The organism is Streptomyces yokosukanensis (assembly GCF_001514035.1).
Classification (GTDB): Bacteria; Actinomycetota; Actinomycetes; order Streptomycetales; family Streptomycetaceae; genus Streptomyces; species Streptomyces yokosukanensis.
Window position 1 is genome coordinate 8,659 of the sequence record NZ_KQ948237.1, and the last position, 25,265, is coordinate 33,923.

Sequence of the window (25,265 nt, forward strand, 5' to 3'; positions counted from 1 at the left end):
AAGTCGGTTCGGTCGCAGCGTAAGCAGGTGCTGGCAGGGGCACAACAAGGCGCGCTGTGCAGACTGACACCGGAGGGACCGCTTCACAGTGCAATCAGGTCCTTCGCCCCACCCGCAGCCGTCATAGCGTGCCGGTGCGCCATCGGCCGCAGAGCACTGCGGCTTCGACACTCAGGGGGAATTCATGCGTCTTCACCACAAGCTGGCCGCGACCGTCGCGGCCGCGGGAGCATTGCTCGGCTTCGGCGTCGCCACCGGCGCCGGCGTGGCCACCGCGTCGGCCACCAGCTTCGTCTGTGCCCACCTCAGCTCCGATCCCGGCGGCGACGCCTGCCCGCACCAGACCACGCTCGGGATCGACCACGCGTACACCACCAACCAGAGTCTCTGGACCCGTGACGAGAAGATCACGGTCCAGAATGACGGAAACCTGGTGCAGTACTGCCTGAACAGCGGCTGGTCCTCCGGCCTGAACAAGTGGGTCAGCGCCGGGACCCCGGTGTGGGCGACCGGCACGAACAAGTGGAACGCCGTCGGCGGGAAGTTGGTGTTCTGGCACGACGGCAACCTGGCCCACTACGGCGACTGGCAGCAGCTCAACGGCTCGGTCGTGGAGGGCAACGACTGGCAGTCCGCCAGCTGGAGCCCGAACGCCTGGGCCATCCTCCAGGCCGACGGGAACCTGGTGATCTGGTCCAACGGCCGGGCGGTCTGGGCCAACAACACGTACCACTTCTGCCCGGGCACCGAGCACTACTGGAACGGCTACCAGTAAGCCGCGCACCGCACGCGCGGTCGAGCTTCGCAGCCGAAGGACGCCTCCGGCGGGCACGCCTGCGCAGGGACCGCCGGGGGGAGGGAGCGGGTGCGACGCCGTCGGGGTGGGCCGGTGCATCAGTTCACCGGCCGGGATGCAGCAACACCGCCACAGCCGACCGGCGACAGGCCGGCCGTACTCCGCAGACCCGCTGGCGCGCAGTCAATGCCCCGCACCTGATCTCCCTCATCCGCATTCGAGCCGCCTTCGAGAAGGGCATGGCAGGCTCGAACGCGGACAGATCAGGCGAAAGGATGAACGTGCCTGTCCAACGGGAATATGCTTCCCACTCGGGGGAGATGGTCACGTAACGCCGCAGGGCAAGATCAGCCGTTGCCCGCCTCCCGCGCCACGCGCTCCAGCCGACGCCGGTGGTTCTCCCACCACGCCTGATCTCCTGGTGGCAGGTTGTCCTTGCCGTTCAAGTGTCCGACGGATCCATCGATGATCTCTCGTACGATGTCGGCGTGACCGGCGTGCCGCTGCGTATCGGAGATCACACGCACCAGGATGTGGCGCAGAGTCACCTCTCGGCGCTCCTCCGGCCACCACGGGACGTGACCGATCGCGTCGAGCGGCAGCTTTGCGATCGTGCTGTTGGAGTGCTCCCACGCCTGGTGATACAGCCCGACGATGTCTTCGCGCGACTCGTCTGCAGTCGCCCACATGTCCGAGTTGGGTTCCGAGTCCCCCGTGTACCACCAGGGCGGTGGCTCCTCGTCGAAGAACGGCCGCCCGAACGTGTCGCCGAAGTACCCCAGCTCCACGCCGGCGACATGCTTGACCAGCCCCAACAGGTTCGTACCCGTGGGGGTCAGTGGGCGGCGCATGTCGTAGTCCGAGAGCCCATCGAGCTTCCACACCAGGGCGTCACGCCCTTCTTGCAGGTATCGGAGAAGGTCCGCTTTCGGGTTCGGCTGGTTCATGCCTGGCAGTGTTCCACCCGACACCCATGCGGACGTGAGGCTGTTGAGACTCTTTGGGAGTGGTTCTGATCCCCCGCCCTCATGACCGCAGCACCCCAGGACGGAGGAGTTCGTCCGGGTCCGGCAAGGAGCACGCGGACAGGGTCAGGGCTCGATGACCAGACGCTCGATCAGTTCGTTGCGGAGCGTGAACTGATAGCGCAGATCAACCCTGCCGCCAGGGAAGTTGCCTTCCAGGTGGTGTGTGGCGACGTAACGGGTCGAATCGGTCCGCCGCGCATCGGTGAGTTCGATTGTGTAGGTGAACTCGGTGGCGGAACGGTTCAGCCACTGTCCGATCGCCGTGGCGCCCTGGTACGTCCTACCGTCGTCGGTCACAGTGGCGTCGCTGGTGAAGGCGGTGAGCGCGGTGGCGGTGTCATGGGCCTCGTGGGCCTTCAGGTAGCGGGTGATCGTCTCGGGCAAGGCGTGCGGGTCGACGGCGTGAGCCTGATGGTTCGGCATGACAGTCCTCTCCGGAGCGGCGGGGTTCAGACGGTGGGTGTGGTGCCGCCGTCGATGACGTGTTCGGCGCCGACGATGGCCGAGGCACGGTCGGAGACGAGGAAGGCGACGAGTTCGGCGACTTCCTCCGGCCGGTTGGGGCGACCGAGCGGAATGCCGCCGAGTGAATCCATGAGCCGGCCCAGTGCGGCTTCCCGGGTGATGTCGGCCTCCTGGGCGATCCGGGCGATCAGGTTGTCCGCGGCGCCCGTCTGGATGAAGCCCGGCGAGACGGCATTGACCCGGACGCCGTACGGGGCGACCTCGTTGGCCAAGCCCTTGCTGTAGGTGGCCAGTGCCGCCTTGGCCGCCGCATAGGCGAGGGTGCCGTTCCACAGCGGCATGCGGCGCTGGATCGAGGTGACGTGCACGATCACGCCCTTGCCGTTGGCGATCATGCCGGGCACCAGGGCCCGGTCGAGGCGTACGGCGGCCAGCAGGTTGGTATTGAGTTCCTTGGCCCAGTCCTCCTCGCCGAGCGCCGCGAATCCGCCGGCCGGCGCCTCGGAACCGCCGAGGGTGTGGACCAGGATGTCGACACCGCCCAGGCGCGCCTCCACTTCGGCGACGACGTGGTCGGCGTCTTTTCCGGTCGACAGGTCGGCGGCGATGAACGACTTCTCCTCGACCCCGTCGGGGCGACTGCGAGCGGTGACGAGCACATGGGCGCCCACCTCGGCGAGCCGCCGGGCGATGGCGGCTCCGGTGCCCTTGGTGCCACCGGTGACCAGGGCGCGACGACCTTCGAGGGACTCACTGACGAGGCTGGTCATGATCTCTTCCGATCCCGGATACGCGCGTACGGCGCACCCCATTGCTGCTAAAATAGAAGCTACTAACTTCGACTTTAGCAGTAACTGAGGGGATGGTCGCCGTGGCGAGCCGGATCAGGCTGGAGGACCGGGAGTGCCCGCTGTCCACGACAGTGGAGCATGTCGGCGAGTGGTGGACGCTGCTGATCCTCCACGACGCCTTCGACGGCTACACCCGCTTCGACCAGTTCCAGGAAAACCTGGGCATCTCCTCAAGCATGCTCACCACACGCCTGAAGACCCTCGTCACAGACGGCCTACTGGAGCGCCGGCCCTACCAGACCAACCCCGTGCGCCACGAGTACGTACTCACCGAGCTCGGGCACTCGCTGCGCCCAGTGATCGTCACCTTGGCCGCGTGGGGAAACGCCCGGCTGGCACGCCACGAACGCAGCATGATCCTCGTCGACGCGGACTCCGGCGAGGAGGTTGAGCCCGTTGTCGTCGACGCCAAGACCGGCCGCCGTCTCGACGACAGCCGCGCCTACGTCTTCACAGCAGGCCCCGCGGCGAGCGGCGCCATGCGCAACCGCTACACCCGGCCGCGACCAGCAGCCGGCACGCCAGGAGCATAAGACGGCCATCGGGGCCGCGCCGACCGCCGAATCGACCCGATGCGGCCTTCAAATTGTCTCGCTCAAGATAGTCCGCCCAGGCCAGCAGCCTTCTGACCTGCGGGAACGCGGCTATCGCCTTACCCCGACCCCACCTTGGGCAGGAGCCGGTCAGGGCAGCGCACATGCGTTACCGCAGGCTGCGTGACCTGAGCCGTTGCGTTGCTCACCCTGTTCACTTCCCGGCATCCACGCCACCGGACAGACAATCGAACATGTGAGTACAGGGGCTCGGAACCCAAAGGATGGCGTGACTGGGCGCGACAGTCGGCCGCCACTGCACGCTTCAGTTGGCCAGCAACCTGCACAGCGGCGTCCGTGGGCGCGCGGCGACCTGCCGACCAGGTCTCGCCTTCAGCCTTGATCACGTGACGGGGCGGAGGCGGTCCCGCTGGAGGGGTTCCGCCGGTCCGTTGCCACGTCGAGTCGGGTGCGCCGTCACATCCGCCGAAAATAGTAGCCATGGACATAGTAGCCATGTAATCTATTTGGCATGAGCAAGGTTTCACCGGACCCCACGCCCGGCTTCCTGGTGTGGCGGCTCGCCAACAAGTGGCGCGTCGCCGTCGATCGCGCACTGGCTCCGCTGGGCCTCACCCACGCGCAGTACTCACTGGTCGCGTCGCTTCACGGCATGCAGCGCGCCGGCGAACGGCCCAGTCAGCGCCGACTCGCCGACCACACCGGCCTGGAGGCGCTGTACGTCTCGAAGCTGGCGCGCACCCTGGAGTCGGCCGGCCTGATCGAACGCACTCGCGATCCCCGCGACCCGCGCGCCGTACAGCTCGCCCTCACCGAGCAGGGCCAAGCCGTCGTACGGCAGGCCATCGTGGTGGTCCAGGAACTGCTTCAGCAGCTGCTGGAGCCGCTCGGCGGCCTCGGCGCCCCTCGCACGCGCGCGTTCACCGACGAGCTGACGACCCTGCTCGACGCACGTCTCGCTCCATCCGTACCGAACGACGAGAGCACTCAGGGGACAACACCATGACCACCACCGCATCCACCACCGCACCCGTCGCCGACGCCCGCGCCCTCGGCCTGGCCCACTACGCCGCCCGCGGCGTCCTGGAGCGCGTCCTGGCCCGGCACGGCAGCACATTCCAGCAGCAGATCGTCCTGCGCGCCGCCATCACCGCCGACGCCCCGCAGGCGCCGGACGATCTCGTCGCCCAGGTCCAGGGTTCCCTCAAGGCCGATCCGGCCGACATCCGCGCCACCCTCGACGAACTGCTGTCCAAGCAGCTGCTCGTCGCGGACGGCGCGCGCCTTCGCCCCACGGACGCGGGGCGCGAGCTGCTCGCCGCCCTCGGTGCGGAGACCGCCCCCGTTTCCGCCCGCATCTGGGGCGGGATACCCGCCGAGGACCTGACCGCCGCCGGCCGCGTCCTCGCCCTGGTCACCGAGCGCGCCAACGCGGAGCTTGCGGCCCTGACCGCTTGACTCACGACCGGTCCTCCAACTGCCTCTGATCACAGGGAGGTTCAAGTGAGGTCCTTGATCCCGGTCACGCAGGCGCGGAGATGCAGGCCGGGTGCGGGGACGGCCGACCGGCTGACGGAACCGCGCCTTCTTGAGTACCGGGATGAACGGCGGGCTGTCGGCGGCCTGCCCGGCGGTCAGGATGAGCGCGAGCGAGCGGCACTTGCCGTCAGCGGCGAGGCGGACCTTGCTTTGCGGGTCGCCCCCTCTGGTCGGGCCTTCTTCGCCTCGACGGCGTGTCCCTGACTGCCAGAACATCTTCTCCGAGCTGCATCCCGGCGGCGGCGTGGGGGGCACGGGCGGTGGTGGAGTCCACGCCGACAGACCGTGCCTGTAAGCGCGTTGGCTGGCCGGTGACCGTCTGACCGGCCAGAAAAGCTGCCGCACTTGTCGGAGTGGGAGGAGTCCCGAAGTCGTGGTCATCGACTTCCCGGTCGACAGCGGGCTCGCCTTCCTCTCCCCCGTGGCGAACTCCGACCCGTGGGACTCGTTCTACGTGAGGATGACGCGCTCGGCAGCCCCGGACTCATGAGACGTGACGATCAAGCCGATGGACGCGGCCATGTTCAAGGAGGACCTCCCGTCGCGGTTCCGCCTGCAACTGCTCCGGGTGAGCTTTCCGGCGTCCGACCTGCCGGAACTGACCCGACGCCTCAGCGTTCACGCCGCGGCCCGCTCGGCGGCGCCAGCCCCCGCTGACTGGAAGCACTGTCGGCCGTTGGGTTCTGGGATCACCGGGGCGGCTGCGCCGCTTGAGCCACCGGTCCGCCAGGCAGCCGACGGCAGGGGCTCCCGCTCGACGTGGTACCGGAGCCCGTCACTAGGCTCCAGCACCATGACCAGCGATCTCGGATTCGCCTGCACGTGCTGCGGGACCCACCACCCTGAGCTGCCGATGAACTACACGGCCGAGGCCCCGGCCGCGTGGGATCCGGCGTTCGCAGGCGCCGACGACTGCACGCTCTCGTCGGACCAGTGCGTGATCCAAGGACGGCACTACTTCGTCAAGGGCCTGATCGAGGTGCCGGTCATCGACACCGACGACGTGTTCTCCTGGGGCGTCTGGGTCTCGCTCAGCCGCGAGAACTTCTCCCGGGCTGCAGACCTGTGGGACAAGCCCGGCCGCGAGGCCGAGAAGCCGTACTTCGGCTGGCTCACCACCGACCTGCCGGTCTACTCGACCACGACCCTCAACCTGAAGACACTTGTCCACACCCGCCCGGTCGACGAGCGCCCCTACATCGAGCTCGAGCCCACCGAACATCCCCTCGCCGTCGAACAGCGCACGGGAATCACCATGGACCGCGTGCGGGAGATCGCGGCGGCCGTACTCCACTCCGGCAGCGGCGAGCAGCGGTGAGGGCCGATCCCTCCGTATCGCCGATACCCGTCGCGCCTGCCGGCCTGAGCCGCAGGGCTCAGAGGTTCGTCGAGGCGAACGGCATCCGTGTCCCGTCCCAGGACATCCGGCGCCACCATGACGCGTGGATCGGGCACGGGGTCCCCGCTGCTGAGATCGACCGGGCCGCCGCCTTCCAGGACCGCTGGGGCGGTCTCGCCCTGCCGCCGGCCCCGATCTACGAGGGCGGCCCCCGCATCCTGGACGCCGACTGCCCCGAAGGCTCGGCGATGGACGGCTGATCGTTCCCGGCCGGGGCCTGCCGGGTGTCCATGGCCTACGGATTCATGATCGGCCCCGAGGGCGCCTTCGGCATCGACGCCTACCGCTGGACACCCCTGCATGCCAACGCAGACGGATGGGTGGAATCCTTGGCACTCGCCGACCATGCAGGTCGATGGGCCAAGACTGTCACGAGGATCAAGGGCGAGGACGTCGAGTCCTTGGACCTCCACGGGTACGAGCCGGTACCTGAAGTGCAGGGCCTGACCGACACCTGGTGGCGCGGCAAGGACTCGCTCATCGCCGTCTACCGAGGCGAGGCGGTCGGCTTCGACGCACCGCAATGCCTCGAATCTCACGTGTACGGTGGCCTCGATGAGTGGGTTCTCCACGGTGGTTGACCGCTCACCGGCGCTCGCAGGATCCGAGCTCCGCCGGGCCGGGCCACCACCGGGGCTCATGCCCCAGCCCGCCACGTACCGGCCGAGATCCGGCTGACGACGCCTGAGGCCGGCCGTGGGGCAGGGTCCGGGCGGGCCGAGCGCGCGGCCGTACGAGCCCATTAGGCTGGGCACCCCCGGCGGGCGGTCACCCGCCGGCCCGCAGGGGGTGCGGCGCTCGTACGGCCGCCCCGGACCACCACCACCCGAGGACGGCAATCCAGTGTCTTTCTTCACCATCGGCCACCGCGGTGTCATGGCCGCCGAGCCGGAGAACACCTTGCGCTCCTTCCTGCGGGCCGAACGCGAGGGGCTGGACGGCATCGAACTGGACTTGCACCTGAGCAAGGACGGCGAGCTGGTCGTCATGCACGACGAGACCCTGGACCGCACGACGGACGGCTCCGGCCCCATCGCCGACCAGACGCTGCAGAAGCTCAAGAAGCTTGACGCCGGCCTCGGCGAGCGCATTCCCACGTTCGGGGAGGTACTGGACGCCGTCGGGCCGACGTTGCCCATCCAGGCGGAGGTGAAGGACGTGGCCGCCGCCCAGTCGCTGGCCAAGGTGCTCATCGACCGCGACCTGCTGGACCGGGTCTCGGTGCTGTCGTTCCACGACGTGGCGCTGATCGAGATCCACAAATTGCTGCCGCAGGCCCGCACCGTCCTGGTGGCAGGCCCCAGCGCGCACCGCGACACCTTCGTCGGCCGCGCCCAGAAGGTCGGTTCGACCCTGGTCAGCGTGGAGCTGCGCCAGCTGAACCGGGCCATCGTGGAGAAGTGTGGCGCCGCCGGCATCGAGGTGATGGCCTGGACCGTCAACGACGAGCGCGACCTGGCGCTGGCCCGGACGCTGGGCCTGGTGGGCTGCGTAACCGACCAGCCCGGCATGAAGCGGTTGGTCAAGGCCACGGCCTGACCTCAGGGGGACGGAGGACCGAACCGGCCTCCCGTACGGCTACCAGAGCCGGCGGCCCACCGGCTTCGTGCCCATGGGCGCCTGGCCTCTACCATGACGTCAGCCCGACGTATCGGACACAGATCCAGGAGCCGACCGGCTCCGTGGGTGAGGTGCCGACTCCGCGGCCGGCACCCCCGCCCCAAGCCTCACTTCGAAACGGAAATCGACTCACGAACCGTCCACTCAGATCCTCAAGGTCTGGTGTTGGGTGTGTCCAAGGCGAGAGCTCAAGGCTCCCAGTCGAACCCGCACAGCCCGCTGACCGAGAATGGCTCGACTGGCCTGTACCGTTTCGGCAGTTGACCGTTTCCAGGGGGGAAGTGGGCGGTAGTGCCTTTGGTAGCAGGTGGCACTCCCGCGCCACTGCTTCAAGCAGGGGATGCATCGCTCGACGGTGTTGCGTTGCTTGTATGCCTCGCGGTCGAAGACCGGCGGCATGCCGCCCCAACTGCCCCAGCTACCCCGACGCCACCGGCGGCCTAGCCGGACCGCCGGGACAGGGATCACCGCGTGGAATGCCGCGCTCGCGCAGGTCGTGGTCGTTCCGCCGCGGGACCGGCCGATGACGTGATCGGCCGGTTCGCCGGCCGGGGCCCCTTTTGTCGTGCCCCGGCCGCCAGCCCGCCTTGGTGCGCCGCGTCACCACGATGTCACCGTGATCGCATCACACGTCGGTACACGACCGAGGGTGGAACCGTGCGTGGTGATGGCGCCCTCTGCGCGGCCTGGGACGCCTCGCGCCGGCAGCACCACTGAGCGGCGCAGGTGTCGTCACCGGTGAGGTCCGCGCACTTGGCACGCTTCCGCCCGGCGGATCGGACCAGGGCCAGAGGCCAGGATCAGTGGCCGTCGACGACGCCGGAGGCCGCGATCTCGACCTTGCCCTTGGGGGTGCCGGACTGGGAGCCCAGGGCCTCGATCTGGTCGACCAGCTCCTGGCCCTCGACGACCTCGCCGAACACGACGTGCTTGCCGTCGAGCCAGGGGGTGAGGACGGTGGTGATGAAGAACTGCGAGCCGTTGGTGTTGCGGCCGGCGTTCGCCATCGACAGCAGGTACTTGCGGTCGTGCTTCAGCTCGAAGTTCTCGTCCTGGAACTTCTCACCGTAGATGCTCTTGCCGCCGGTGCCGTTGTGGTTGGTGAAGTCACCGCCCTGCAGCATGAACTGGGGGATGATGCGGTGGAAGCCCGAACCGGCGTAGCCAAAGCCGTTCTGGCCGGTGGCCAGCTCACGGAAGTTGCGCGCGGTCTTCGGGACGACCTCGTCGAAGAGGTTGAAGACGATGCGGCCGGCGGGGGCGCCGTTGATGGTGATGTCGAAGTAAACGTTGCTCATGAGGTCCATCTTCTCACTCCTGGTGCAGCCCACGCCGCGCGGGCTGCCGGTCACCGGACATCCATGGCGGGCCGCCGGGACAGGCGAGGGCGTCAGTGGTGCTACCGGAGTGGTCGGCCCAGGAGGCTCGGGTGCAGTTCAGGTGGGCCACCCAGCGCGTAACGCTTGGACTTGGGCCTGGTGCCGTCGATATCGGTGACCCCGAGCAGAGCACCCAGCTCAGCTCCGATCAGCGCCCGGCCGGACAGGTCCATGAGTTCGCACGAGGAATAGAGAGCCGCGATCACGCGCCCCGTGAACTGGGGCGACTCCCTCTTCTCGGTCGGCCGGACGTGTGCGGGCAGAGAGTCCAGGTAGGCGCGAGCACGCTCGGTGTCGAGATTCCCCATCCACAGCGAGACCGCCGCGATGTTGTACGGCCGCAGTTCCTGAGCCATGTCGGCCGCCATCTTGTCGGCGCCCGCCTTCTGCGCCCCGTACGCGGGGCCGTGGAAGTAGGACACGGCTCCGTAGTTCCCGGTGTTGACGATGAGACCGCGGCCGTTCGCTATCAGCAGCGGCGCCGCGTAGAAACTCGCTGTGTAGTGCGAGCGCAGTCCGATCGTCAGCAGGTCCGATGTCTCCAAGGGCTTTTCCCAGAAGCCGACCGGCATCGTCGTGCCGACGAGTTTGGCGGCGTTGTTGACGAGAATGTCCAACCGTCCGTGATGGCGTCGGACGGTGGCGAAGAGGTCTTCCACCGCCTGGTCGTCCCCGTGGTCGACCACCACCGGGATACCGGTGCCGCCAGCCTTGTCGACAAGAGCCGCGGTCTCCGTAACGGTGCCCCCGTAAGGCGAGTCAGAAGCCGACCGGCTGCGGCCGGTCACGTAGACGGTCGCCCCCTGGCCGCCCAATGCCTGGGCAATGCCCCGGCCCGCACCCCTGCTCGCTCCGGTGACGACTGCCACGACAGGCCTGCTGTCTGGTGACCTCATGGCGCTTCTCTCCTTGATGGCGCGCGACCTCATGCGCCCCTCTCACGCGGCCATCCCGACCCGCTGCCGCAGCCTCCCGATACGCAGCGAGAGCACCCGGGTACGGCTGCGACCGGCGCCGAGGAGCACACAATGCCCGAAGCGGACACAACGTCCGCTTACGTTCTCGACGATATGGACACCATGTCCGGTTGTCAAATAGACTGACCCCATGAACACCTCGCACCTCGACGCAAAGCCGATGCGCGCGGACGCCCGCCGCAACTACGAGGCACTCGTCGCCGCGGGGCAGAAGGTCTTCACACGCGACGGCGTGGAAGCCCCCATGGACGACGTCGCCAAGGAAGCCGGAGTGGGGCGCGGTACCCTCTACCGGCACTTCCCGAGCAGGGAACACCTCTTCGTCGCGATCATGAAAGACCGCGTCGACCTCCTGGACGCGCAAGCCCGCGAACTCCTCAACTCGCCCGATGCGTGGCAAGCCGTGGCGCAATGGCTTCGCCTGTACCACCGGAGCGCGGCCGAGCACGGCGGCATGAGCATGCGCGTCGGGGCGTGCCTGACCGACGACCGGTCCCCCATGGCCGCGGCAGGCGCCCCCATGAAGGCGAGCTTCGCCCGGCTGTGGGCCGGCGCCCAGACACAAGGCACGGTGCGTGACGACGTCACGGCAGATCAGGCGCTCACCCTGGTCTCCTCACTCCCCAGGTACACAGGGGAGGACGCGCCTGCACAGCCCTACCTCGACATCGTGCTCCAGGGCCTGCGCGCGTAAGGAAGCCACCCCCAGCCGGTCAGAGAGGCGGATGACGGGTGCTCAGGCCGCATGCCAGGTCTGCGGGCTCCATCGGGACACAAGTCGCGAGAACCTACCGTTGCGGACTGTCACGCGATCGTCCTTCGGATGAGGACGGCCACTCTCTGCAGCGTGCAGATCGGACATGTCATCCGGGATCCTCGGCCTCGCGTCCCGGAGCCTACGTGCCGCTGCCTGACTCCCGTACGGGCAACGGCCGTAGCGAGTTGCTGGTGACTATGCCGCCTGCCTGGTGTCCGCAAGGATGTCTTCTCGCAGAAGGGAGAGACATGGCTGATGGGATCGACGCCCTGCTGGAGCTCTGGAAAGATCACCGGGAGGCGGACCGCCAGACGGAGAATCAATGAGCAACGCTGACGAACATCATCATCGTCGTCGTGGCTGCCGGACTGGGCTTCATCGCACAGACCGGCCTGAAGACGTCGATGCTCGTCGTGACGCTGCCGATGCCGGGGCTCGGCCTCTATGGGGCGCTTGCCTGCCCAAAGTTCCATGAGAGAAGTGCCTTTCACGTCGGGCAGGCCAAAGGCCTACGCCGGAAGATCGCCAGTGAGTTCCCCGACCTCGACATCGAGCGGCGCTTGGCCGAGACGAGCCGAGCCCAGCGGGCTCGCTTCCCGCATCTGAGGAGAATGCGGTGATACATGGTGTGGGTCGCTCTGCACTGTGCCATCGCGGTCGCTGCTGCGGCCCTCTCAGGGTGGATCGCCTTCGCCCAATAGCCTTGAAGCTTGCGCGTGTTGGACTGCCGCTGGGTTGCTCAGGGTCACCAGGTGACGACCGCCGCGCCCGCCGTCCTTGGCGCCATGGGCAGCGCGCCTTCGCCGATGCCCCGGGCAGCGGCGACTTCCCTTGACTCAAGGCGTCCTTCACCTCGGCTCGTGACGTGCGCGCAGCGGCCTTGTCGAGCATGGACGCCCCCGGATCCAGGTCGCGGTATCCGGGGTCCCGTGCTGAGGTCGTGGTGTTCGTCTGCCCCGTTCACGAACGGTCCGGCGCCGTAGGTTCACCAGCGGGTGATGCCCATCGTGCGCGGCGCGTCGTAGCCGGCGTCGAAGACGTTGAGGATGTCACGGTCGACGAAGGGCCACCGGCCCATTTCCATCAGATCTGTGACCACCTGGCCGCGCTGGGCGGAGGTGACCTCGGCGACGTCGTCGGCCGGGGCCAGGCGGACGGCGTCCAGGAGCTGGCAGCGGGAGGTGCGGCCCGATTCGAGGGCGGCGAGAGCGAGTAGGGCCAGCCGGGCACGCCGTGCCCTCGCCGGTGCTCGGCCACCGGCGTCAGGGCCACCGGCGCCTTCAACGGCCCGTCCGCACGCAGCAACGCGTCCACCAGCTCGAACAGTTCGTCCCCGCGCGCGGTCAGGCAGTCGAATAGGTCGTCCCGGAAACGTGACGCAGCCGCGAACGCCTCCCCTGGATCAGCTTCAGGCAGCAGACTCACCCTCATGGCCTTCGTCGTGGTCACGTGTGCACCTTGGCCGGAGCACATGATCAGACGGAGGCCGCCTCAGTGTCCGGAGAATGCCCAGGTGAGCGAGCTAGTTCGAAGCGCGTTTCGGGACCGTCCCACACACGACCGACCTGACGGTAGCGTGATCGACATGACGGCAGAGGGCGAAGCCCTGGTTGGCGGCATGGTGAACGCGGGCGCGGTCTTCCGCCACGGTGCCCTGGTGGAACGCCCGGCGCCGCGCACTGCGCGCGCCCTCCATGCCCATCTCCTCGCGCTCGAAGAGCAGGGGTTCGACGCGGCTCCGAGGCCGATACGTCTTACCCCAGACGGCCGCGAGCAGCTGACCTTCATCCCGGGCGACGTCGCTCTACCGCCGTTTCCACGCTGGGTGATGACCGGGACCGCGTTGAGATCGGTGGGAAGCCTGTTGAGGCGCCTGCACGACGCCAGCGCGGCCGTCGCGGTTGACGCATGCGCTGAGTGGCCCCGATCCCTGGCCGACCCGGCGGGAGGAACGATGCTGTGCCACAACGATGTGTGCCCGGAAAACGTCGTCTTCCGCGACGGCCGTGCCACAGCCCTGATCGATTTCGACCTGGCGGCTCCCGGCCGAGCAGTATGGGACGTTGCGATGACTGCCCGCTACTGGGTTCCCATGCTTGATCCCACGTCCGCGGCAGTTCTCCATCCCGCGGGGCTGGATGCCCCGGCACGGCTGCGGATCCTCGCCGACGGCTACGGTCTCTCCGCGCAGGAGCGCGGTGAATTGCCCGGCGTCATCGAGCAGGCCACCGCATCCTGCCGGGCCTTCGTCGCTGATCGAGTGGCCGACGGTGACCCCGTCTACACCCAGGCGCTGTCCGAGCACGGTGGTTGGCAGCGTTGGGACCGCATCCAGCAGTGGCTGGTGGCTCACCACGAGATGTTCACGGCTGCCCTGTTGGGATGACTGGCTGAGAGGTTGAAGAACAAGCTCAATATCTGTTTCTGATCCGGGACCGGTGACGAGCCGGTGGACGACTCGTTGAGCCGACGTGATTGATGTTTTGACGGATCTAGATGATCGGTTCCAAGGGGTTTGGTGGTCGTAGGCGGTCAGTGCGCGCGTGACCGGCTGGCCGCGCATGAATCTGACCCCACCCGTCATGCCCCCTTGAAATCGATCATCTAGGCTGGCGCGGTGACTGATGAGCAGGAGCAGGTGCAGCCGTCGGGAGTGTGGGCCACTGCGGTGGGGGTGGCCCGGGTGCGGGCGCTGGAGACCGAGCGGGAGAACGCGCTGTTCCGCGACCCACTCGCACAGGCTTTCGCCGCCGCCGGCGGCCTGTGGCCCTCCTCGCCGCCGCCCGAGGACGAGGCCGCGCGACGCCGCCGGCTGGCCGTGTCGTTCTCCATCGTCATCAGGACGAAGTTCCTCGACGATGTGTTGCGGCAGGCCTCCGCGTCCGGGGTCCGGCAGGTCGTGCTGCTCGGCGCCGGCATGGACAGCCGGGCCTTCCGGATGGACTGGCCCGAGGGCACCCGGCTGTTCGAGGTCGACACCGCCGCGCCACTGGACTTCAAGGCTTCGGTGCTGCGCCAGGAGCGGGCCGTCGCACGCTGCGAGCGGATCACCGTCGCGGTGGATCTGCGTGAGGACTGGCCGGCCGCGCTGGCCGCCGCGGGGCACGACCCGGCGGCGCCGACCGTGTGGATCGCCGAAGGGCTGCTGATCTATCTGCCCGAGGACGCGGTGGAGCTGCTGCTGGCCCGGATCAGCGCGCAGTCGGCGGCAGGCAGCCGGATGGGGCTGACGTTGGGCTCGCGCGGCGTGATCGAGCGCCTCGGCGTGGACGCCGTGCCGGGATCGGCGGCGTCCATGTGGGTTTCGGAGATGCCCGACGACCCGGTGGCCTGGCTGGCCGGGCACGGCTGGGAGGCCGTCAGCAACACCCTGCGCGAGTGCGCTGCCGCCTACGGCCGCCCGATCAGTACCCCGCCGCAGCGCGAGGAGCGGCCCGGCGGACTGATCTCGGCGGTCCGCCGGTAGAGCGCCTCCCGGCATCGAGATCGTCTGCCGCGAGCGCTCCCCCTTCTTTGACGGGGGCGCCGTACGCAGGCCAGCACCTGTGCCACTTGCTGTGCAACGACGAGCGCCTGGCCACACGAGCTCGCGGCCGTCGACTATTGCGCCACCGAGGGCCACTCCTGGCGCCTCATGCTCTCCGCCAACGGTCGGTTTCCGCGGGGACGTCGCGCCAGGCGACAGCGGTCCGCAGTACATACATGACACCGGCGAAGGCCGCCCGGTCGGGAACACGCAGTCGCCCGGGACGGTGGTGGCCCCACGCAGGGGTAGGCGGCAACAGCGGAGCCACCCGCCCACAGGTCGATTTGAAACGATCAGCTAGACGTCCTTGAGCCATCCAACCCGCATGTGACCGCTCCCCAGGATTTGTGCGCCTGGCGCTCATCCGATTCGACACCTGCCGTGTCGTATTGCCGGCTCCCGTCCACGCCCTCCGCAGTGGACAGTCCTCGTGTTGCGGCCGGGTGGCATTCGACGAGACCTCTAGTTATTACGGGTTACGGACGAACCGAAGGTGCTGGTTCCCGAGTCGGGGAAACGATCACTAAGGTCGACGTGTCACAGCTCAATTGCTCTTCTCCGGCACCGTACTCGCACCTCCACGGAGTAACCATGCCCGAAATCGCTACCCTCGCTCGTGTCACGGCGCAGGCGGGTCGACTCATCAGTCGCTATGGCCTCGCGGTGGTGCTCGCCTGGATCGGTGGCGGCAAGTACGTCAAGATGGACAGTCGCGTACTGATCGAACACAGCCCGCTGCTGAGCTGGGTGTACGACGTGCTCAGCGTTCATGCCGTCGCCGTGTCGCTCGGTACTACGGAGATCGTCGCCGCATGCCTTATCGCGGTATACCCGAAGTGGCCTCGCCTTTCAGCCCTAGGCAGTGCGATGACGATCGTACTTTTTCTCGGGACATTGAGTTTCCTGTTCACCACTCCCGGGGTTGTCTTCACCTACGCTGCCGGGTTTCCCGTTCTCTCCGCACAGCCGGGGCAGTTCCTGCTCAAGGATCTGGTGCTGATCGGTGTCGCGTTCTGGACGCTCGGCGAATCGCTCGGCGCGATGGCCGGTCAGGCAAAGTCGGACAACGTCCCGTCCTGGAGCATGAGTTCTTGAGCAGTCGACCTCGTCGGTCAAATCGGCACGGCAGGCTCAGGCGGTGGGTGCGCCGGCCACGCGGCGCTCGCCGCCGTTGCGTTCCTGCCAGAAGCGGTAGACCTCCACGGCGTCGTCGCGGGCCTCGTAGCGCATGGGCAGGCGGCGATCCTGCCACGGCTCGGCGAACTCGTCGTAGAAGGTGTCGAGTTCGAAGTACTTACGGTCGTCGACATAGTGCGGCTCGTAGGCGTCGCGGGTGGTGAGGAAGACGACCTCGTCCGGCGAGCAGTAGTACAGCGAGCCCAGACACATCGGGCAGGGGTGGGCCAGCACGTAGATCGTGGTACCGGTCAGGTGCTCGGTGCCCAGCTTCACGCACGCCTCGCGGATGGCGAGGATCTCCGCGTGTGCGGTGGGATCGTTCGTCTGGGCCACCCTGTTCGGGCTCTCGGCAAGGATCTCGCCGTCCTTGACGATGACGGTCGCGAACGGGCGGCCACCCTCGGCGACGTTGCGCCGGGCGATGTCGATGGTGCGTTGGACGAAGTCCACGGAAAACTCCTCGCGAATCGGTGGAGCGGGCGGGGCGGTGAAGCGGGCGGGGCGGGCCGACGTGGCCCGCCCCGTCCGGTGTCAGGCGTGCCGCGTGGGTCAGAACGGCTTCGTCGGCAGGTACTTGCCGTCCAGCGTGATGACGGCGCGCTCGCCGCCCTCGGGGTCGGCGACCTTCTTCACGTCCAGCTTGAAGTTGATCGCGGAGATGATGCCGTCGCCGAACTCCTCGTGCACCAGAGCCTTCAGCGTGGTGCCGTAGACCTGGAGCATCTCGTAGAAGCGGTAGATCGTCGGGTCGGTGGGGATACGGTTGGGGATCGAACCGCGGGTCGGAATGGTCTGCAGCAGCAGTGCCGCGTCGTCGTCCAGGCCCAGCAGCTCGGCGACCGCCTTCGCCGCGCCCTCGGGCAACGGGTGCTGGCCGAGGACGGCGGCGGTGGTGAAGGCGACCGACAGGCCGGAGACGTCGGCGATCTGCTGCCAGGAGAGGTTCTTCCGGGTCTTGGCCTCAACGGCGGCGGCGGACAGGGCCTCGCGGGCGGTGGCGTCGAACTGGGCGTGCACCATGATCGGTACGTCCTTCTTTCTCTTTCAGGTGAGCCACTTCACGAGCCGGGGGGTGAAATGGCACGTGGGTGGTGGATGGGGTTCCCGGCATGCTGCCGTGGACGGCAGGCCGGATCCGGTCGGTGAGGATCAGGCCGCGAGCGCGGGGCCGGCAGTGGACAGTTCCTCGATGCGGCCGGTGGCGATGTCGAAGACCCAGCCGCGCAGCGTGACCTTCCGCTGCGCCACGGCGCGGGCGACCGAGGGATGGGTGGCCAGGTTCGCCAGCTGCGCGAGCACGTTCTGCCGCACCAGGGCGAGGACGTCAGCGGCGGCGGCACGGGCCCGGGAGGCGTCCGCGTGCCGCAGCCAGGCGGCGACCGCCGGGGCACCGCTGAGGTCGTGCCCCTCGGCCAGGGCGGTCATCGCGCCGCAGGCGGAGTGGCCGCAGACGACGACGTCCTTCACACCCAGTACGGCGACGGCGTACTCGATGCTCGCCGCCACCCCGTCGGCTTCGGGGCTGTAGGCGGGCACCAGGTTGCCGGCGGTGCGGATGACGAACAGGTCACCCGGCTCGGTGCCGGTGATCAGCTCGGGGACGACGCGGGCGTCGGAGCAGCTGATGAACAGCGTGTGCGGTGTGTGATGCGTGGCCAGGTGCGTGAAGAGCTCCACCTTGGCCGGGAAGACGTCCCGCTGGAAACGGGCGACACCCTTGGCGAGGTCCTGCATGGGTCACTCCCTTCGGTGGTGACCGGCCCTGTGGGCTGGTGAGATCCACCATGCATGAGCTGTGCATATAGTGTCCAAGAGCTACTATCCATGGAAGCCATTGATCGCATCTATAGTTGCTTCCATGGCCGTTCTCGAACTGCGTCACCTGCGCTACCTGCTCGCCGTCGCCGAGCACGGCAACTTCACCCGCGCCGCCGAAGACCTGCACATCTCCCAGCCGACGCTCTCCCAGCAGATCAAGCAGCTGGAACGAACCCTGGGTGTGCAGCTGCTGGACCGCACCGGCCGCACGGTACGGCTCACCGACGCCGGAGCCGTCTACACCGACCACGCCCGGCGCGCGCTGCGCGACCTGGCCGCCGCCGAACGTGCCGTCCACGACGTCCACGACCTCTCCCGCGGCCATCTGCGCCTGGGCTTCACCCCCACCTTCACCGCCTACCTCATCGGCCCGCTCACCGCCGAGCTCCACAGCCGCCACCCCGGCATCAGCCTGACCCTCGCAGAGATGCCCCAGGACCGCATCGAAGCGGCTCTGCTCGCCGACGACCTCGACCTCGGCATCGCCTTCACCGGCCCCCACCCGCCCGGCATCACCGCCACCCCGCTGTTCACCGAAACCCTCGGCCTCGTCACCGGCGCCCAGTGCACCCGCACGACGCCGGGACCCCTACCCGTCCACGCCATGCAGGACGAACAACTTGCCTTGCTCAGTGGCGACTTCGCCACCCGCAGTCACATCGACGCCTACTTCGCCGACCACCGCATCGCCCCCCGCATCGCGGTCGAGGCCAACTCCATCCAGGCCCTCACCGAAATCGTCCGACGCACACCTCTGGCCACCGTCCTGCCCGACGCCATCACCCACGACCACCCCCACCTCACCCCCATCCCCCTCAACCCACCCCTGCCCACCCGCACCGTCACCCTGCTGCACCGTGAAGGCGCCTACCGCAGCGCCGCCGGCCGCGCCTTCACCCGGCTCACCCACGACCTCGTCCGCACCCGCGGCTACACCCCGCCCCCGTGACATGAACCTGACGGCCATCCATGACCGCGCCCGTCCGCCTTCCCGACGGCGACCTCTTCGTGACCGACGGGGCCAGCCACTCGACCAGCAGTCGTTCCACATCGAGACTTCCTCGGACTGGGGCGGGTGCCCGTATGCCGCACGGCCAGGTCCGGTGCGCGGCCGAGAGTGCCTCGGCTCCCCCGCTCACCCGGACCGCGCTCGGACGGAACCGGTGATCGTCGGGTTCCCTCTATCCAAGTAGCCTGCATGCGCGGGCACCGCGGGCGCTACGGCCGGTATCGCCCGTATTGCCCTTGTTCTTGTCCTCGTCCTCGTCCTCGTTCACTGGAACAGAAGGGTGGTCGTGTGTCCCTCACCGGAACGCCGTTCTTCGTCGTCCTCATCATCGCCACGGTCATGGCGATGATCGGCACGATCGCCCTGTGGACCAGGATCCGCGGGCCCCGGCCGGCGCGCTGGCTGGCGCACGCCGTGATGATCGGCCTGTGTCAGCTGACCGCGATCAGCGTCGTGGCCACGTGGATCAACAACAGTTACGGGCTGTATGCCTCATGGGACGACCTCATGGGCAACACCGACAACGCCAACGCGGTCGCGATGCCGGGGCCGCCGGTGCAGCGCGCGAAGTTCAACCACAGCACCAAGGGCGGTGTCCTGGACACGTACTTCCACGGTCAGAAGTCCGCCCTGTCCGGGCAGGTGCTCGTGTGGACGCCGCCGCAGTACGACGAGCCTGCTTACAAGAACAAGCGCTTCCCGGTCATCATGCTGCTGCACGGTGTGCCCGGCTCCCCGGAGTCCTGGCTGGAGCACGGCAGCATGCCGGGCGCCTTCTCGGACCTGCTGAACCAGCGCAAGGTGCACCCCTTCATCCTCGTGATGCCCGTCGTCAACCCGGGCAGTGTGGACACCGACTGCACCGACCTGCCCAACCGCAAGGTCGCGACCTGGATGTCGGCAGACGTCCCGGACCTGATCAGGCACAAGTTCCGAACACTGCGGGGTGCCAGTGGCTGGGGCGTAATGGGCTTCTCGACCGGCGGCTTCTGCGCAGCGAAGCTACCCCTGCAGTACCCGAAGGTGTTCGGCGCGGGCGCCGCTCTCGACCCCGATCCGCTGACCGGCGACGAATCCGTCCTCCCGGACCCGACCGTGCGTCGGCTCAACAGCCCGACCTACCTGGTGCGGCACACAAAGTCCCACGCCAACCTGTTCCTGGCAACCTCGCGCGAGGACCGCCTCAGCCCGCCCTCCTCCATCACCCAGTTCCAGGCGGCCGCGGCGTCCTCACCGGTCACTGTGCGCACGCTGTTCCTGCCGGACGGCGGCCACAACTACAACACCTGGTCCGCGGAGTACCCGCCGGCCTTCGCCTGGCTCAGCCAGTGGCTCTCAGGCCCGCGCTGACCCCGGCCGTTTCCGGCTGCCGGAACCCGTGAAGGTGACTGGGATCACGCGAGTTCCTTGCGCATCAGCACGCACATCGTCTCGTAGCGACGCAAGGATCCATCGGGGGCTTGCTCGTCCCACGAGTCCGGCCGGCAGTCGTACGCGACATATCCCAGCCGCTCGTAGAGCGCACGTGCCCGGGAGTTGTTCTCCTCCACAGCCAGTTCGGCGTGCCGCAGACCGCGGTTCCTGATCCGCTGTTGGGCGACTTCGACAAGGAACGTGCCGATCCCACACGACTGCAATGCGGGGTGGACCGCCACCTGCCACAAAGTGCCGACGCCCTCCTTGACCCGGTAGTCGACGCCGCACTTCGCCACAGGGATGTTCGACGCCGGGCAGACCGCGAGGTAGTCGACCTCACCGAAACGGGCACGTTCCAACTGCCTGGAGACGTCGGCCAGGTGGTGGGCGGAACCGGCCCACCCGAGCGACTCCAGGTCCGCATGCACCAAGTCACGGGCTGACAGCTTCAACACAACATCGATCATCTTCAGTACCTCCGGCAAGCCAGCATCCACGCCGAGCACACGGGGGCGCAAAGCCGTTGAAGCAGTCGGACGAACGGTGCCGCTGAATTCGATCGCAGGCCAACCCCACCCCACCTCCGCGCACGCTGGGCCGCATCACGATAATGATCTGATGCGCCGTCGCCTTGTACTTCTTGACGCCCCGTCGAATCTCGGTCTCAGGCCGCCCGTCGAAGGAGCGGTGCCCGGGTGCTACAAGCTGGCCGGTGCCTTGCGCGAGCAGCGGCTGCTGGCGCGACTCGGTGCCGATGAGGGAGGAGTCGTCGTCCCGCCCCGCTACGACCGCGGGGACTGGAAAGAGGGCGACGGGGTGTTCCACGCAGGGCCCATCGCCACGTACACCCGCAAACTCGCCGACCGTGTCGAAGGGCACGTACGGACCGGGGACTTCCCCGTGGTCCTGGGCGGGGACTGCTCCATCCAACTCGGTACCTCACTCGCACTGCGCCGCATCGGGCGCTACGGGATCGCCGTGATCGACGGGTCCGCCGACTTCCGGCACCCCGGCAACTCCGACCACGTCGGCGCCGCAGGCGGCGAGGAGCTGGCCCTCGCGACCGGACGTGGGCAGGCGGACCTCACCGATCTCGAAGGGCTGCGGCCGTATGTGCGCGAGGGCGACGTCCACGTCTTCGGTATCCGGGACTACGACGAAGAGCGCGCCGAACTCACGGAGTCGGGCATCGCGACCACGACGGTGGGAGAGATCCGGGAGCGCGGCGGCCGGCAGGCGGCGGACGCGGCGTTGCGCACGCTGGAGTCGCCCGCACTCGACGGCTTCTGGGTGCACCTGGACGCCGACGTCCTGGATCCGTCGGTGATGCCCGCCGTGGACAGCCCCGACGACGGCGGGCTGCTGCCCGGCGAACTCGCCTCGCTGCTGCGGACCTTGGTCGGCTCACGCCGGTGCGTGGGGCTCAACGTCACGATTTACGACCCCGATCTGGACCCGGACGGCTCCTGCGCGGCCCTGCTCAGCGACCTGCTCGTCTCGGCGCTCGCCCAGGGCTCTCCTCTTTGATCTCGCTATCCGGCAGCCACAACCTGGCCGGCTGTGACCTGAGGAGGGTTGGGGAGCAGTGACGCGAGGTTGTCCCGTACGAAGTCCGCCGCTCTGTCGACCGACTCGTCGGCCCCGGCCTGGTCCTCGTAGACGCTGGTGGACAGCATCACTCCGTCCCCGGCGTCGACCCAGTAGTAGGCCACGAAGCCGCGGACTTGGCGGAGGAGGGGCACGAATCCCTCGCTCACCCGGCGTCCCGCCTCCACGGGATCAGTCACCCCTTCGTACCGCCGAACCACTGCGTACACAGCTGATCTCCTCACCGCTCCCGAGGTCGCCTGGCCCGGAATGACATACCCCTCACCGTGCCTCGTCGGCTCACGGAACGTCCGCAAGGCGCTCGGATGGGCGCATGGGTCATCGGCTCGCCTGCCCGCAGCCCGTGACCGCCTCATGAACCGGCGGACACCCGACCGCTTCAGGCACCCTCGGCACGGCCTTTCGCGATCCGCTTCAGGAACCGGATGCCGCCTCGACGGCCGCGCGGACCTGCTGGGCGAATCCCTTGACGATGTAGTCCGGTGGGAGGCTGTCGATCAACACGATGTCGGAGATCGAGTTGTCGGTCCGCAGCGGACGGATGTCCTGACAGGCGGTGGCTTCGACCTGCTCCAGGTACGTCAGGCCCTCCTCGTCGGGAATGCGCATCCACGCGCAGCGTGATCTCCCTGTCCACGGGTCACACCTCCAGCACCATCGCGGCGGCCCGTTCGGCGACGGCCAGCACGGTGGCGTGGGGATTGGCGCCGGGAACGGTCGGCATCACGGAGGCGTCCGCGACGCGCAGTGCGTCGACACCGTGCACACGCAGCCGGGGGTCGACGACCGCGTCCGGGTCGGTACCGAACCGGCAGGTGCCCACCGCGTGCTGGTAGGGGTCGGTCTCGCGGCGCACATAGTCGCGCAGTTCGCTCGCGGCCTGGACACGAGGTCCGGGCAGTGCCTCCTCGTCGCGCCATGGGCCGAACGCCGGCGAGTCACCCAGCTCGCGCGCCATGTCCAGCGCGGTCAGCATCACGGCCACGTCGCGGTCGTCGCCGTAGAAGTCCGGGTCGATCAGCGGTGGGGTGTCGGGGTCGGCGCCGGACAGCCGGACGGAGCCCCGGCTGTGCGGGTGCAGTGCCGAGAACACGATCGTGTACCCGTTCGCCGGTCCTCGCAGCGTCGGTGGATGGAACGGCACGTCGATGAGGAACACATGGAGGTCGGGGGCGGTCAGGTCCGCGGTGCTGCGGAGGGCCGCGACGAGTTCGCCGTGGCTGTTGCGACCGGGCGGGACGGGCTGGGCCGCGCCGTAGACGACCCCGGCGATCGGGTGGTCCTGCAGGTTCGCCCCGACGCCGGGCAGATCGGCGACCACGTCGATCCCCACGGCGCGCAGTTGATCGGCCGGCCCGATCCCGGACAGGAGGAGCAGCTGGGGGGATCCGACGGATCCGGCGCTGAGGATGGTCTCGTGGTGCGCGTACGCCCGCCGGACCCTGGTGTCGACGGAGTACTCCACCCCGGCACACCGGCCATGGACCACGATCAGTCGGTGGACGAGTGCGCCGGTCAGCACCGTGAGGTTCGTCCGGCCGAGAACGGGGCGCAGGTACCCGTCCGCGGCGGACTGCCGGTTGCCGTCCACGATGTTGAGATCCCACCAGCCGACACCTTCCTGGTCGAAGCCGCTGAGATCGTCGCTGACGTGGTGGCCGGTGCGCTCGGCGGCGTCCAGGAAGGCGTACGACAGCGGATGGACGTCGCGGGCCGGTGCGACCCGCATGGGACCGCTGGTACCCCGGTACGCCGGGTCGCGGCCCTGTGTCGCCTCGCTGCGTTTGAAGTACGGCAGGAGGTCCGCGTAGCCCCAGCCGGGGGCGAACGCCGTCCATGCGTCGTAGTTGGCGCGATGGCCACGGATGAAGGCCATCCCGTTGATGCTGCTGGAGCCGCCCAGAACCTTGCCACGCGGGTACCGGCGGGAGATGCCGCCGGCTGCGGACTGCGGGACGGTGGTGTAGCCCCAGTCGACCTCACTGCCGATCAGCGCCGGCCACTGCGACGGGACAGCCATGATCTCCGGCCCGTCGGCGGCACCGGCCTCCAGCAGCAGTACCTGGTTGCGGGGGTCCTCGGAGAGCCGTGCGGCGATGACACTGCCCGCGCTGCCCGCGCCGATCACGATGTAGTCGAACGAGTTCATGGCTCCTCCGGTTCCAGTGAGTGGTACGAAGCGGTCACTGGACGGTGGGCGGTGGCTCCTGCGGACACGGGCTGGAGTCCTCGCCCGGGGTCTCGGGCGGTGCCGGCCACCTCGTGGCCGAGCCTGCGTGCGTCGGAGGGCGGCGTCAGGCCTGCCATAACCGATGGTAGGAGTGGCGGGCGCCGGCTTGGCAACCCGGCCATCGACGAGCGAACCAGGCCCAAAAGATCGATTATCGAGCGAATAATCTATTGTGGTGGCATGGCCCGGACAACCCACACATCGGCTTCGGCGTCCCGGCCGAGCGCGGCGACATCGACTGGGAGGTCCGCGTCCGCGCCGCCCACCACCACTTGACCTGGCCGGACACAACCAGCTGAGCACTGACAACGGAGTTACGGCATGACTTCATTCGAGGCGAGTGCGGGCCGCCGCTGCCACAGCGTCGTCAATCCCCTGCATTCTTCCGTGTACTTCGCACCGGAGTTGGAGAACGAACTGGCGGCGCTCGGGCTCCGGCGCGGCGCCATGGCCTACCTCGCGGGCCGCTCGGCCCCGCTCGGAGCAGTCGGGGCGGGCACCGTGACAGCGACGTTCTACAACTTCAACCACGAGCATGTGCAGCGGTACATCCCCGCCGCGTGGAGTGTCACCACACCCGAGGCGGTGCTCACGGCGCGACGGCGCGGCACGGACGGAACGCTGCGGCGGCTGCTCGGGGAGGAGATCCTCACGTCGAAGGAGATGGCCGAGGCGGCCGAGCTGGCGCTGCGCGCCACCGAGGCGTGCCGCCGAGAGGCACGGCCGCTGTACGCCGCGAACGCGGACCTCCCTGTGCCGGAGGAACCGCACCTCGCCCTGTGGCACGCCGCGACGCTGCTGCGCGAGCACCGGGGCGACGGTCACCTCACCGCCCTGGCCGTCGCCGGCCTGTCGGGGATCGAGGCGCTGGTCCTGCACAACGCCACGGGCAAGGCGCCGACGTCGGCGACGTTCATGCGGACCCGTGGGTGGTCCGTGGAGCAGTGGGCCGCCGCCCGGGACCGGTTGCACGAGCGCGGCCTGCTGGACGAGGCGGGCGAGCTGACGGAGTCGGGCGCGGACCTGCGCGAGGAAGCCGAAGTGCTCACCGACCGCCTCGACGCCGCCCCGTACGACCACCTCGGCTCGGCCGCCACCGAGCGTCTCACGGAGC

At 68.5% G+C, this 25,265-nt stretch carries 28 protein-coding genes and 3 pseudogenes; 16 read left to right on the plus strand and 15 right to left on the minus strand.

Annotated features, from left to right (window positions below):
- The first annotated feature begins 184 nt into the window (after positions 1 to 184).
- The gene (locus AQI95_RS41570) at positions 185 to 775 is read left to right on the plus strand and encodes a hypothetical protein (protein ID WP_067136360.1); all 591 of its coding nucleotides are present in this window, start codon (positions 185 to 187) and stop codon (positions 773 to 775) included.
- Between the two features lie 368 nt (positions 776 to 1,143).
- Here the strand turns inward: AQI95_RS41570 and AQI95_RS41575 are convergent, their stop codons facing one another.
- From AQI95_RS41575 to AQI95_RS41585, 3 genes are all read right to left on the minus strand, one after another.
- Positions 1,144 to 1,743: a DinB family protein gene (locus AQI95_RS41575; protein ID WP_067136362.1), complete on the minus strand. Its 600-nt coding sequence runs from the start codon at positions 1,741 to 1,743 to the stop codon at positions 1,144 to 1,146.
- Positions 1,744 to 1,887: 144 nt separating this feature from the next.
- Positions 1,888 to 2,208 carry a nuclear transport factor 2 family protein gene (locus tag AQI95_RS41580; RefSeq protein WP_341849506.1) on the minus strand — a complete coding sequence of 107 codons (321 nt, stop codon included), beginning with the start codon at positions 2,206 to 2,208 and terminating at the stop codon, positions 1,888 to 1,890.
- Positions 2,209 to 2,273: 65 nt separating this feature from the next.
- Positions 2,274 to 3,059, minus strand: coding sequence for an SDR family oxidoreductase (locus tag AQI95_RS41585; RefSeq protein WP_067136366.1), 786 nt, complete (start codon positions 3,057 to 3,059; stop codon positions 2,274 to 2,276).
- A gap of 92 nt (positions 3,060 to 3,151) precedes the next feature.
- Here AQI95_RS41585 and AQI95_RS41590 point away from each other — a divergent pair, with 92 nt between their 5' ends.
- From AQI95_RS41590 to AQI95_RS41600, 3 genes are all read left to right on the plus strand, one after another.
- Positions 3,152 to 3,673: a winged helix-turn-helix transcriptional regulator gene (locus tag AQI95_RS41590; RefSeq protein ID WP_208614399.1), complete on the plus strand. Its 522-nt coding sequence runs from the start codon at positions 3,152 to 3,154 to the stop codon at positions 3,671 to 3,673.
- Positions 3,674 to 4,205: 532 nt separating this feature from the next.
- Positions 4,206 to 4,700 carry a MarR family winged helix-turn-helix transcriptional regulator gene (locus AQI95_RS41595; protein ID WP_067136367.1) on the plus strand — a complete coding sequence of 165 codons (495 nt, stop codon included), beginning with the start codon at positions 4,206 to 4,208 and terminating at the stop codon, positions 4,698 to 4,700.
- Positions 4,697 to 5,152, plus strand: a complete 456-nt coding sequence (locus AQI95_RS41600; RefSeq protein WP_067136368.1) for a hypothetical protein — start codon at positions 4,697 to 4,699, stop codon at positions 5,150 to 5,152. Before AQI95_RS41595 ends, AQI95_RS41600 begins: the two co-directional genes overlap by 4 nt.
- Before the next feature lie 78 nt (positions 5,153 to 5,230).
- Here AQI95_RS41600 and AQI95_RS50495 read toward each other — a convergent pair.
- Positions 5,231 to 5,410, minus strand: a pseudogene (locus tag AQI95_RS50495) (IS5/IS1182 family transposase); the annotation flags it as partial.
- Between the two features lie 676 nt (positions 5,411 to 6,086).
- Between AQI95_RS50495 and AQI95_RS41605 the strand changes: the two are divergent.
- The 3 genes and pseudogenes from AQI95_RS41605 (at position 6,087) to AQI95_RS41615 (ending at position 8,171) form a co-directional block, all read left to right on the plus strand.
- Complete coding sequence (locus AQI95_RS41605; RefSeq protein WP_067136369.1) at positions 6,087 to 6,551, plus strand: DUF2199 domain-containing protein; 465 nt, start codon at positions 6,087 to 6,089, stop codon at positions 6,549 to 6,551.
- A pseudogene (locus AQI95_RS41610) lies at positions 6,548 to 7,213 on the plus strand (hypothetical protein). The gene AQI95_RS41605 and the pseudogene AQI95_RS41610 overlap by 4 nt, the downstream one beginning before the upstream one ends.
- 262 nt (positions 7,214 to 7,475) lie before the next feature.
- Complete coding sequence (locus AQI95_RS41615; RefSeq protein ID WP_067136370.1) at positions 7,476 to 8,171, plus strand: glycerophosphodiester phosphodiesterase; 696 nt, start codon at positions 7,476 to 7,478, stop codon at positions 8,169 to 8,171.
- An 881-nt stretch (positions 8,172 to 9,052) separates the two neighbouring features.
- Here AQI95_RS41615 and AQI95_RS41620 read toward each other — a convergent pair.
- Both AQI95_RS41620 and AQI95_RS41625 read right to left on the minus strand, forming a co-directional pair.
- Complete coding sequence (locus AQI95_RS41620; RefSeq protein WP_079071929.1) at positions 9,053 to 9,550, minus strand: peptidylprolyl isomerase; 498 nt, start codon at positions 9,548 to 9,550, stop codon at positions 9,053 to 9,055.
- A gap of 101 nt (positions 9,551 to 9,651) precedes the next feature.
- Positions 9,652 to 10,527, minus strand: a complete 876-nt coding sequence (locus AQI95_RS41625) for an SDR family NAD(P)-dependent oxidoreductase (RefSeq protein WP_067136372.1) — start codon at positions 10,525 to 10,527, stop codon at positions 9,652 to 9,654.
- 211 nt (positions 10,528 to 10,738) lie between these two features.
- Here AQI95_RS41625 and AQI95_RS41630 point away from each other — a divergent pair, with 211 nt between their 5' ends.
- Positions 10,739 to 11,302: a TetR/AcrR family transcriptional regulator gene (locus tag AQI95_RS41630; RefSeq protein ID WP_067136373.1), complete on the plus strand. Its 564-nt coding sequence runs from the start codon at positions 10,739 to 10,741 to the stop codon at positions 11,300 to 11,302.
- 419 nt (positions 11,303 to 11,721) lie between these two features.
- Positions 11,722 to 11,985, plus strand: a complete 264-nt coding sequence (locus AQI95_RS41635; protein WP_067136375.1) for a hypothetical protein — start codon at positions 11,722 to 11,724, stop codon at positions 11,983 to 11,985.
- 389 nt (positions 11,986 to 12,374) lie between these two features.
- Here the strand turns inward: AQI95_RS41635 and AQI95_RS45875 are convergent.
- Positions 12,375 to 12,796: pseudogene (locus AQI95_RS45875) on the minus strand (NF041680 family putative transposase); the annotation flags it as partial.
- Positions 12,797 to 12,950: 154 nt separating this feature from the next.
- On the opposite strand from AQI95_RS45875, the gene AQI95_RS41640 reads away from it, so the two are divergent.
- Together AQI95_RS41640 and AQI95_RS41645 are read left to right on the plus strand one after the other, a co-directional pair.
- On the plus strand, positions 12,951 to 13,751 hold the full coding sequence (locus tag AQI95_RS41640; protein ID WP_067136414.1) for an aminoglycoside phosphotransferase family protein: 801 nt from the start codon (positions 12,951 to 12,953) through the stop codon (positions 13,749 to 13,751).
- 267 nt (positions 13,752 to 14,018) lie between these two features.
- The gene (locus AQI95_RS41645; protein ID WP_067136377.1) at positions 14,019 to 14,831 is read left to right on the plus strand and encodes a class I SAM-dependent methyltransferase; all 813 of its coding nucleotides are present in this window, start codon (positions 14,019 to 14,021) and stop codon (positions 14,829 to 14,831) included.
- 166 nt (positions 14,832 to 14,997) lie between these two features.
- On the opposite strand, the gene AQI95_RS50500 is transcribed toward AQI95_RS41645, so the two are convergent.
- Positions 14,998 to 15,255, minus strand: coding sequence for a transposase (locus AQI95_RS50500; RefSeq protein WP_079071928.1), 258 nt, complete (start codon positions 15,253 to 15,255; stop codon positions 14,998 to 15,000).
- Between the two features lie 227 nt (positions 15,256 to 15,482).
- Between AQI95_RS50500 and AQI95_RS41650 the strand changes: the two genes are divergently transcribed.
- Positions 15,483 to 15,986, plus strand: coding sequence for a DUF417 family protein (locus AQI95_RS41650; RefSeq protein ID WP_067136380.1), 504 nt, complete (start codon positions 15,483 to 15,485; stop codon positions 15,984 to 15,986).
- 36 nt (positions 15,987 to 16,022) lie between these two features.
- On the opposite strand, the gene AQI95_RS41655 is transcribed toward AQI95_RS41650, so the two are convergent.
- The 3 genes from AQI95_RS41655 to AQI95_RS41665 form a co-directional block, all read right to left on the minus strand.
- Positions 16,023 to 16,520, minus strand: a complete 498-nt coding sequence (locus AQI95_RS41655) for a nucleoside deaminase (RefSeq protein WP_067136382.1) — start codon at positions 16,518 to 16,520, stop codon at positions 16,023 to 16,025.
- A 99-nt stretch (positions 16,521 to 16,619) separates the two neighbouring features.
- Positions 16,620 to 17,090: a cyanase gene (gene cynS / locus AQI95_RS41660; RefSeq protein ID WP_067136384.1), complete on the minus strand. Its 471-nt coding sequence runs from the start codon at positions 17,088 to 17,090 to the stop codon at positions 16,620 to 16,622.
- A gap of 129 nt (positions 17,091 to 17,219) precedes the next feature.
- Entirely contained in the window at positions 17,220 to 17,804 is a 585-nt protein-coding gene (locus tag AQI95_RS41665) for a carbonic anhydrase (protein ID WP_067136386.1), read from the minus strand.
- Positions 17,805 to 17,928: 124 nt separating this feature from the next.
- On the opposite strand from AQI95_RS41665, the gene cynR reads away from it, so the two are divergent.
- Both cynR and AQI95_RS41675 read left to right on the plus strand, forming a co-directional pair.
- On the plus strand, positions 17,929 to 18,837 hold the full coding sequence (gene cynR, locus AQI95_RS41670) for a transcriptional regulator CynR (RefSeq protein WP_067136388.1): 909 nt from the start codon (positions 17,929 to 17,931) through the stop codon (positions 18,835 to 18,837).
- A 348-nt stretch (positions 18,838 to 19,185) separates the two neighbouring features.
- Positions 19,186 to 20,247: an alpha/beta hydrolase gene (locus AQI95_RS41675; protein ID WP_067136390.1), complete on the plus strand. Its 1,062-nt coding sequence runs from the start codon at positions 19,186 to 19,188 to the stop codon at positions 20,245 to 20,247.
- Positions 20,248 to 20,291: 44 nt separating this feature from the next.
- On the opposite strand, the gene AQI95_RS41680 is transcribed toward AQI95_RS41675, so the two are convergent.
- A complete protein-coding gene (locus AQI95_RS41680; protein ID WP_067136392.1) occupies positions 20,292 to 20,780 on the minus strand; it encodes a GNAT family N-acetyltransferase in 489 nt (162 codons plus the stop codon).
- A gap of 151 nt (positions 20,781 to 20,931) precedes the next feature.
- Here AQI95_RS41680 and AQI95_RS41685 point away from each other — a divergent pair, with 151 nt between their 5' ends.
- The gene (locus AQI95_RS41685; RefSeq protein ID WP_067136393.1) at positions 20,932 to 21,840 is read left to right on the plus strand and encodes an arginase family protein; all 909 of its coding nucleotides are present in this window, start codon (positions 20,932 to 20,934) and stop codon (positions 21,838 to 21,840) included.
- A gap of 5 nt (positions 21,841 to 21,845) precedes the next feature.
- Here the strand turns inward: AQI95_RS41685 and AQI95_RS41690 are convergent, their stop codons facing one another.
- The 3 genes from AQI95_RS41690 to AQI95_RS41700 all read right to left on the minus strand — a co-directional run bounded on the left by AQI95_RS41690 (position 21,846) and on the right by AQI95_RS41700 (position 24,070).
- On the minus strand, positions 21,846 to 22,100 hold the full coding sequence (locus tag AQI95_RS41690; protein WP_244189060.1) for a hypothetical protein: 255 nt from the start codon (positions 22,098 to 22,100) through the stop codon (positions 21,846 to 21,848).
- Between the two features lie 235 nt (positions 22,101 to 22,335).
- A complete protein-coding gene (locus AQI95_RS41695; protein ID WP_067136396.1) occupies positions 22,336 to 22,530 on the minus strand; it encodes a hypothetical protein in 195 nt (64 codons plus the stop codon).
- A gap of 31 nt (positions 22,531 to 22,561) precedes the next feature.
- On the minus strand, positions 22,562 to 24,070 hold the full coding sequence (locus tag AQI95_RS41700) for a GMC family oxidoreductase (RefSeq protein WP_067136398.1): 1,509 nt from the start codon (positions 24,068 to 24,070) through the stop codon (positions 22,562 to 22,564).
- A 402-nt stretch (positions 24,071 to 24,472) separates the two neighbouring features.
- Here AQI95_RS41700 and AQI95_RS41705 point away from each other — a divergent pair.
- A partial coding sequence (locus tag AQI95_RS41705; RefSeq protein ID WP_067136400.1) for an SCO6745 family protein occupies positions 24,473 to 25,265 on the plus strand: 793 nt, incomplete at its 3' end.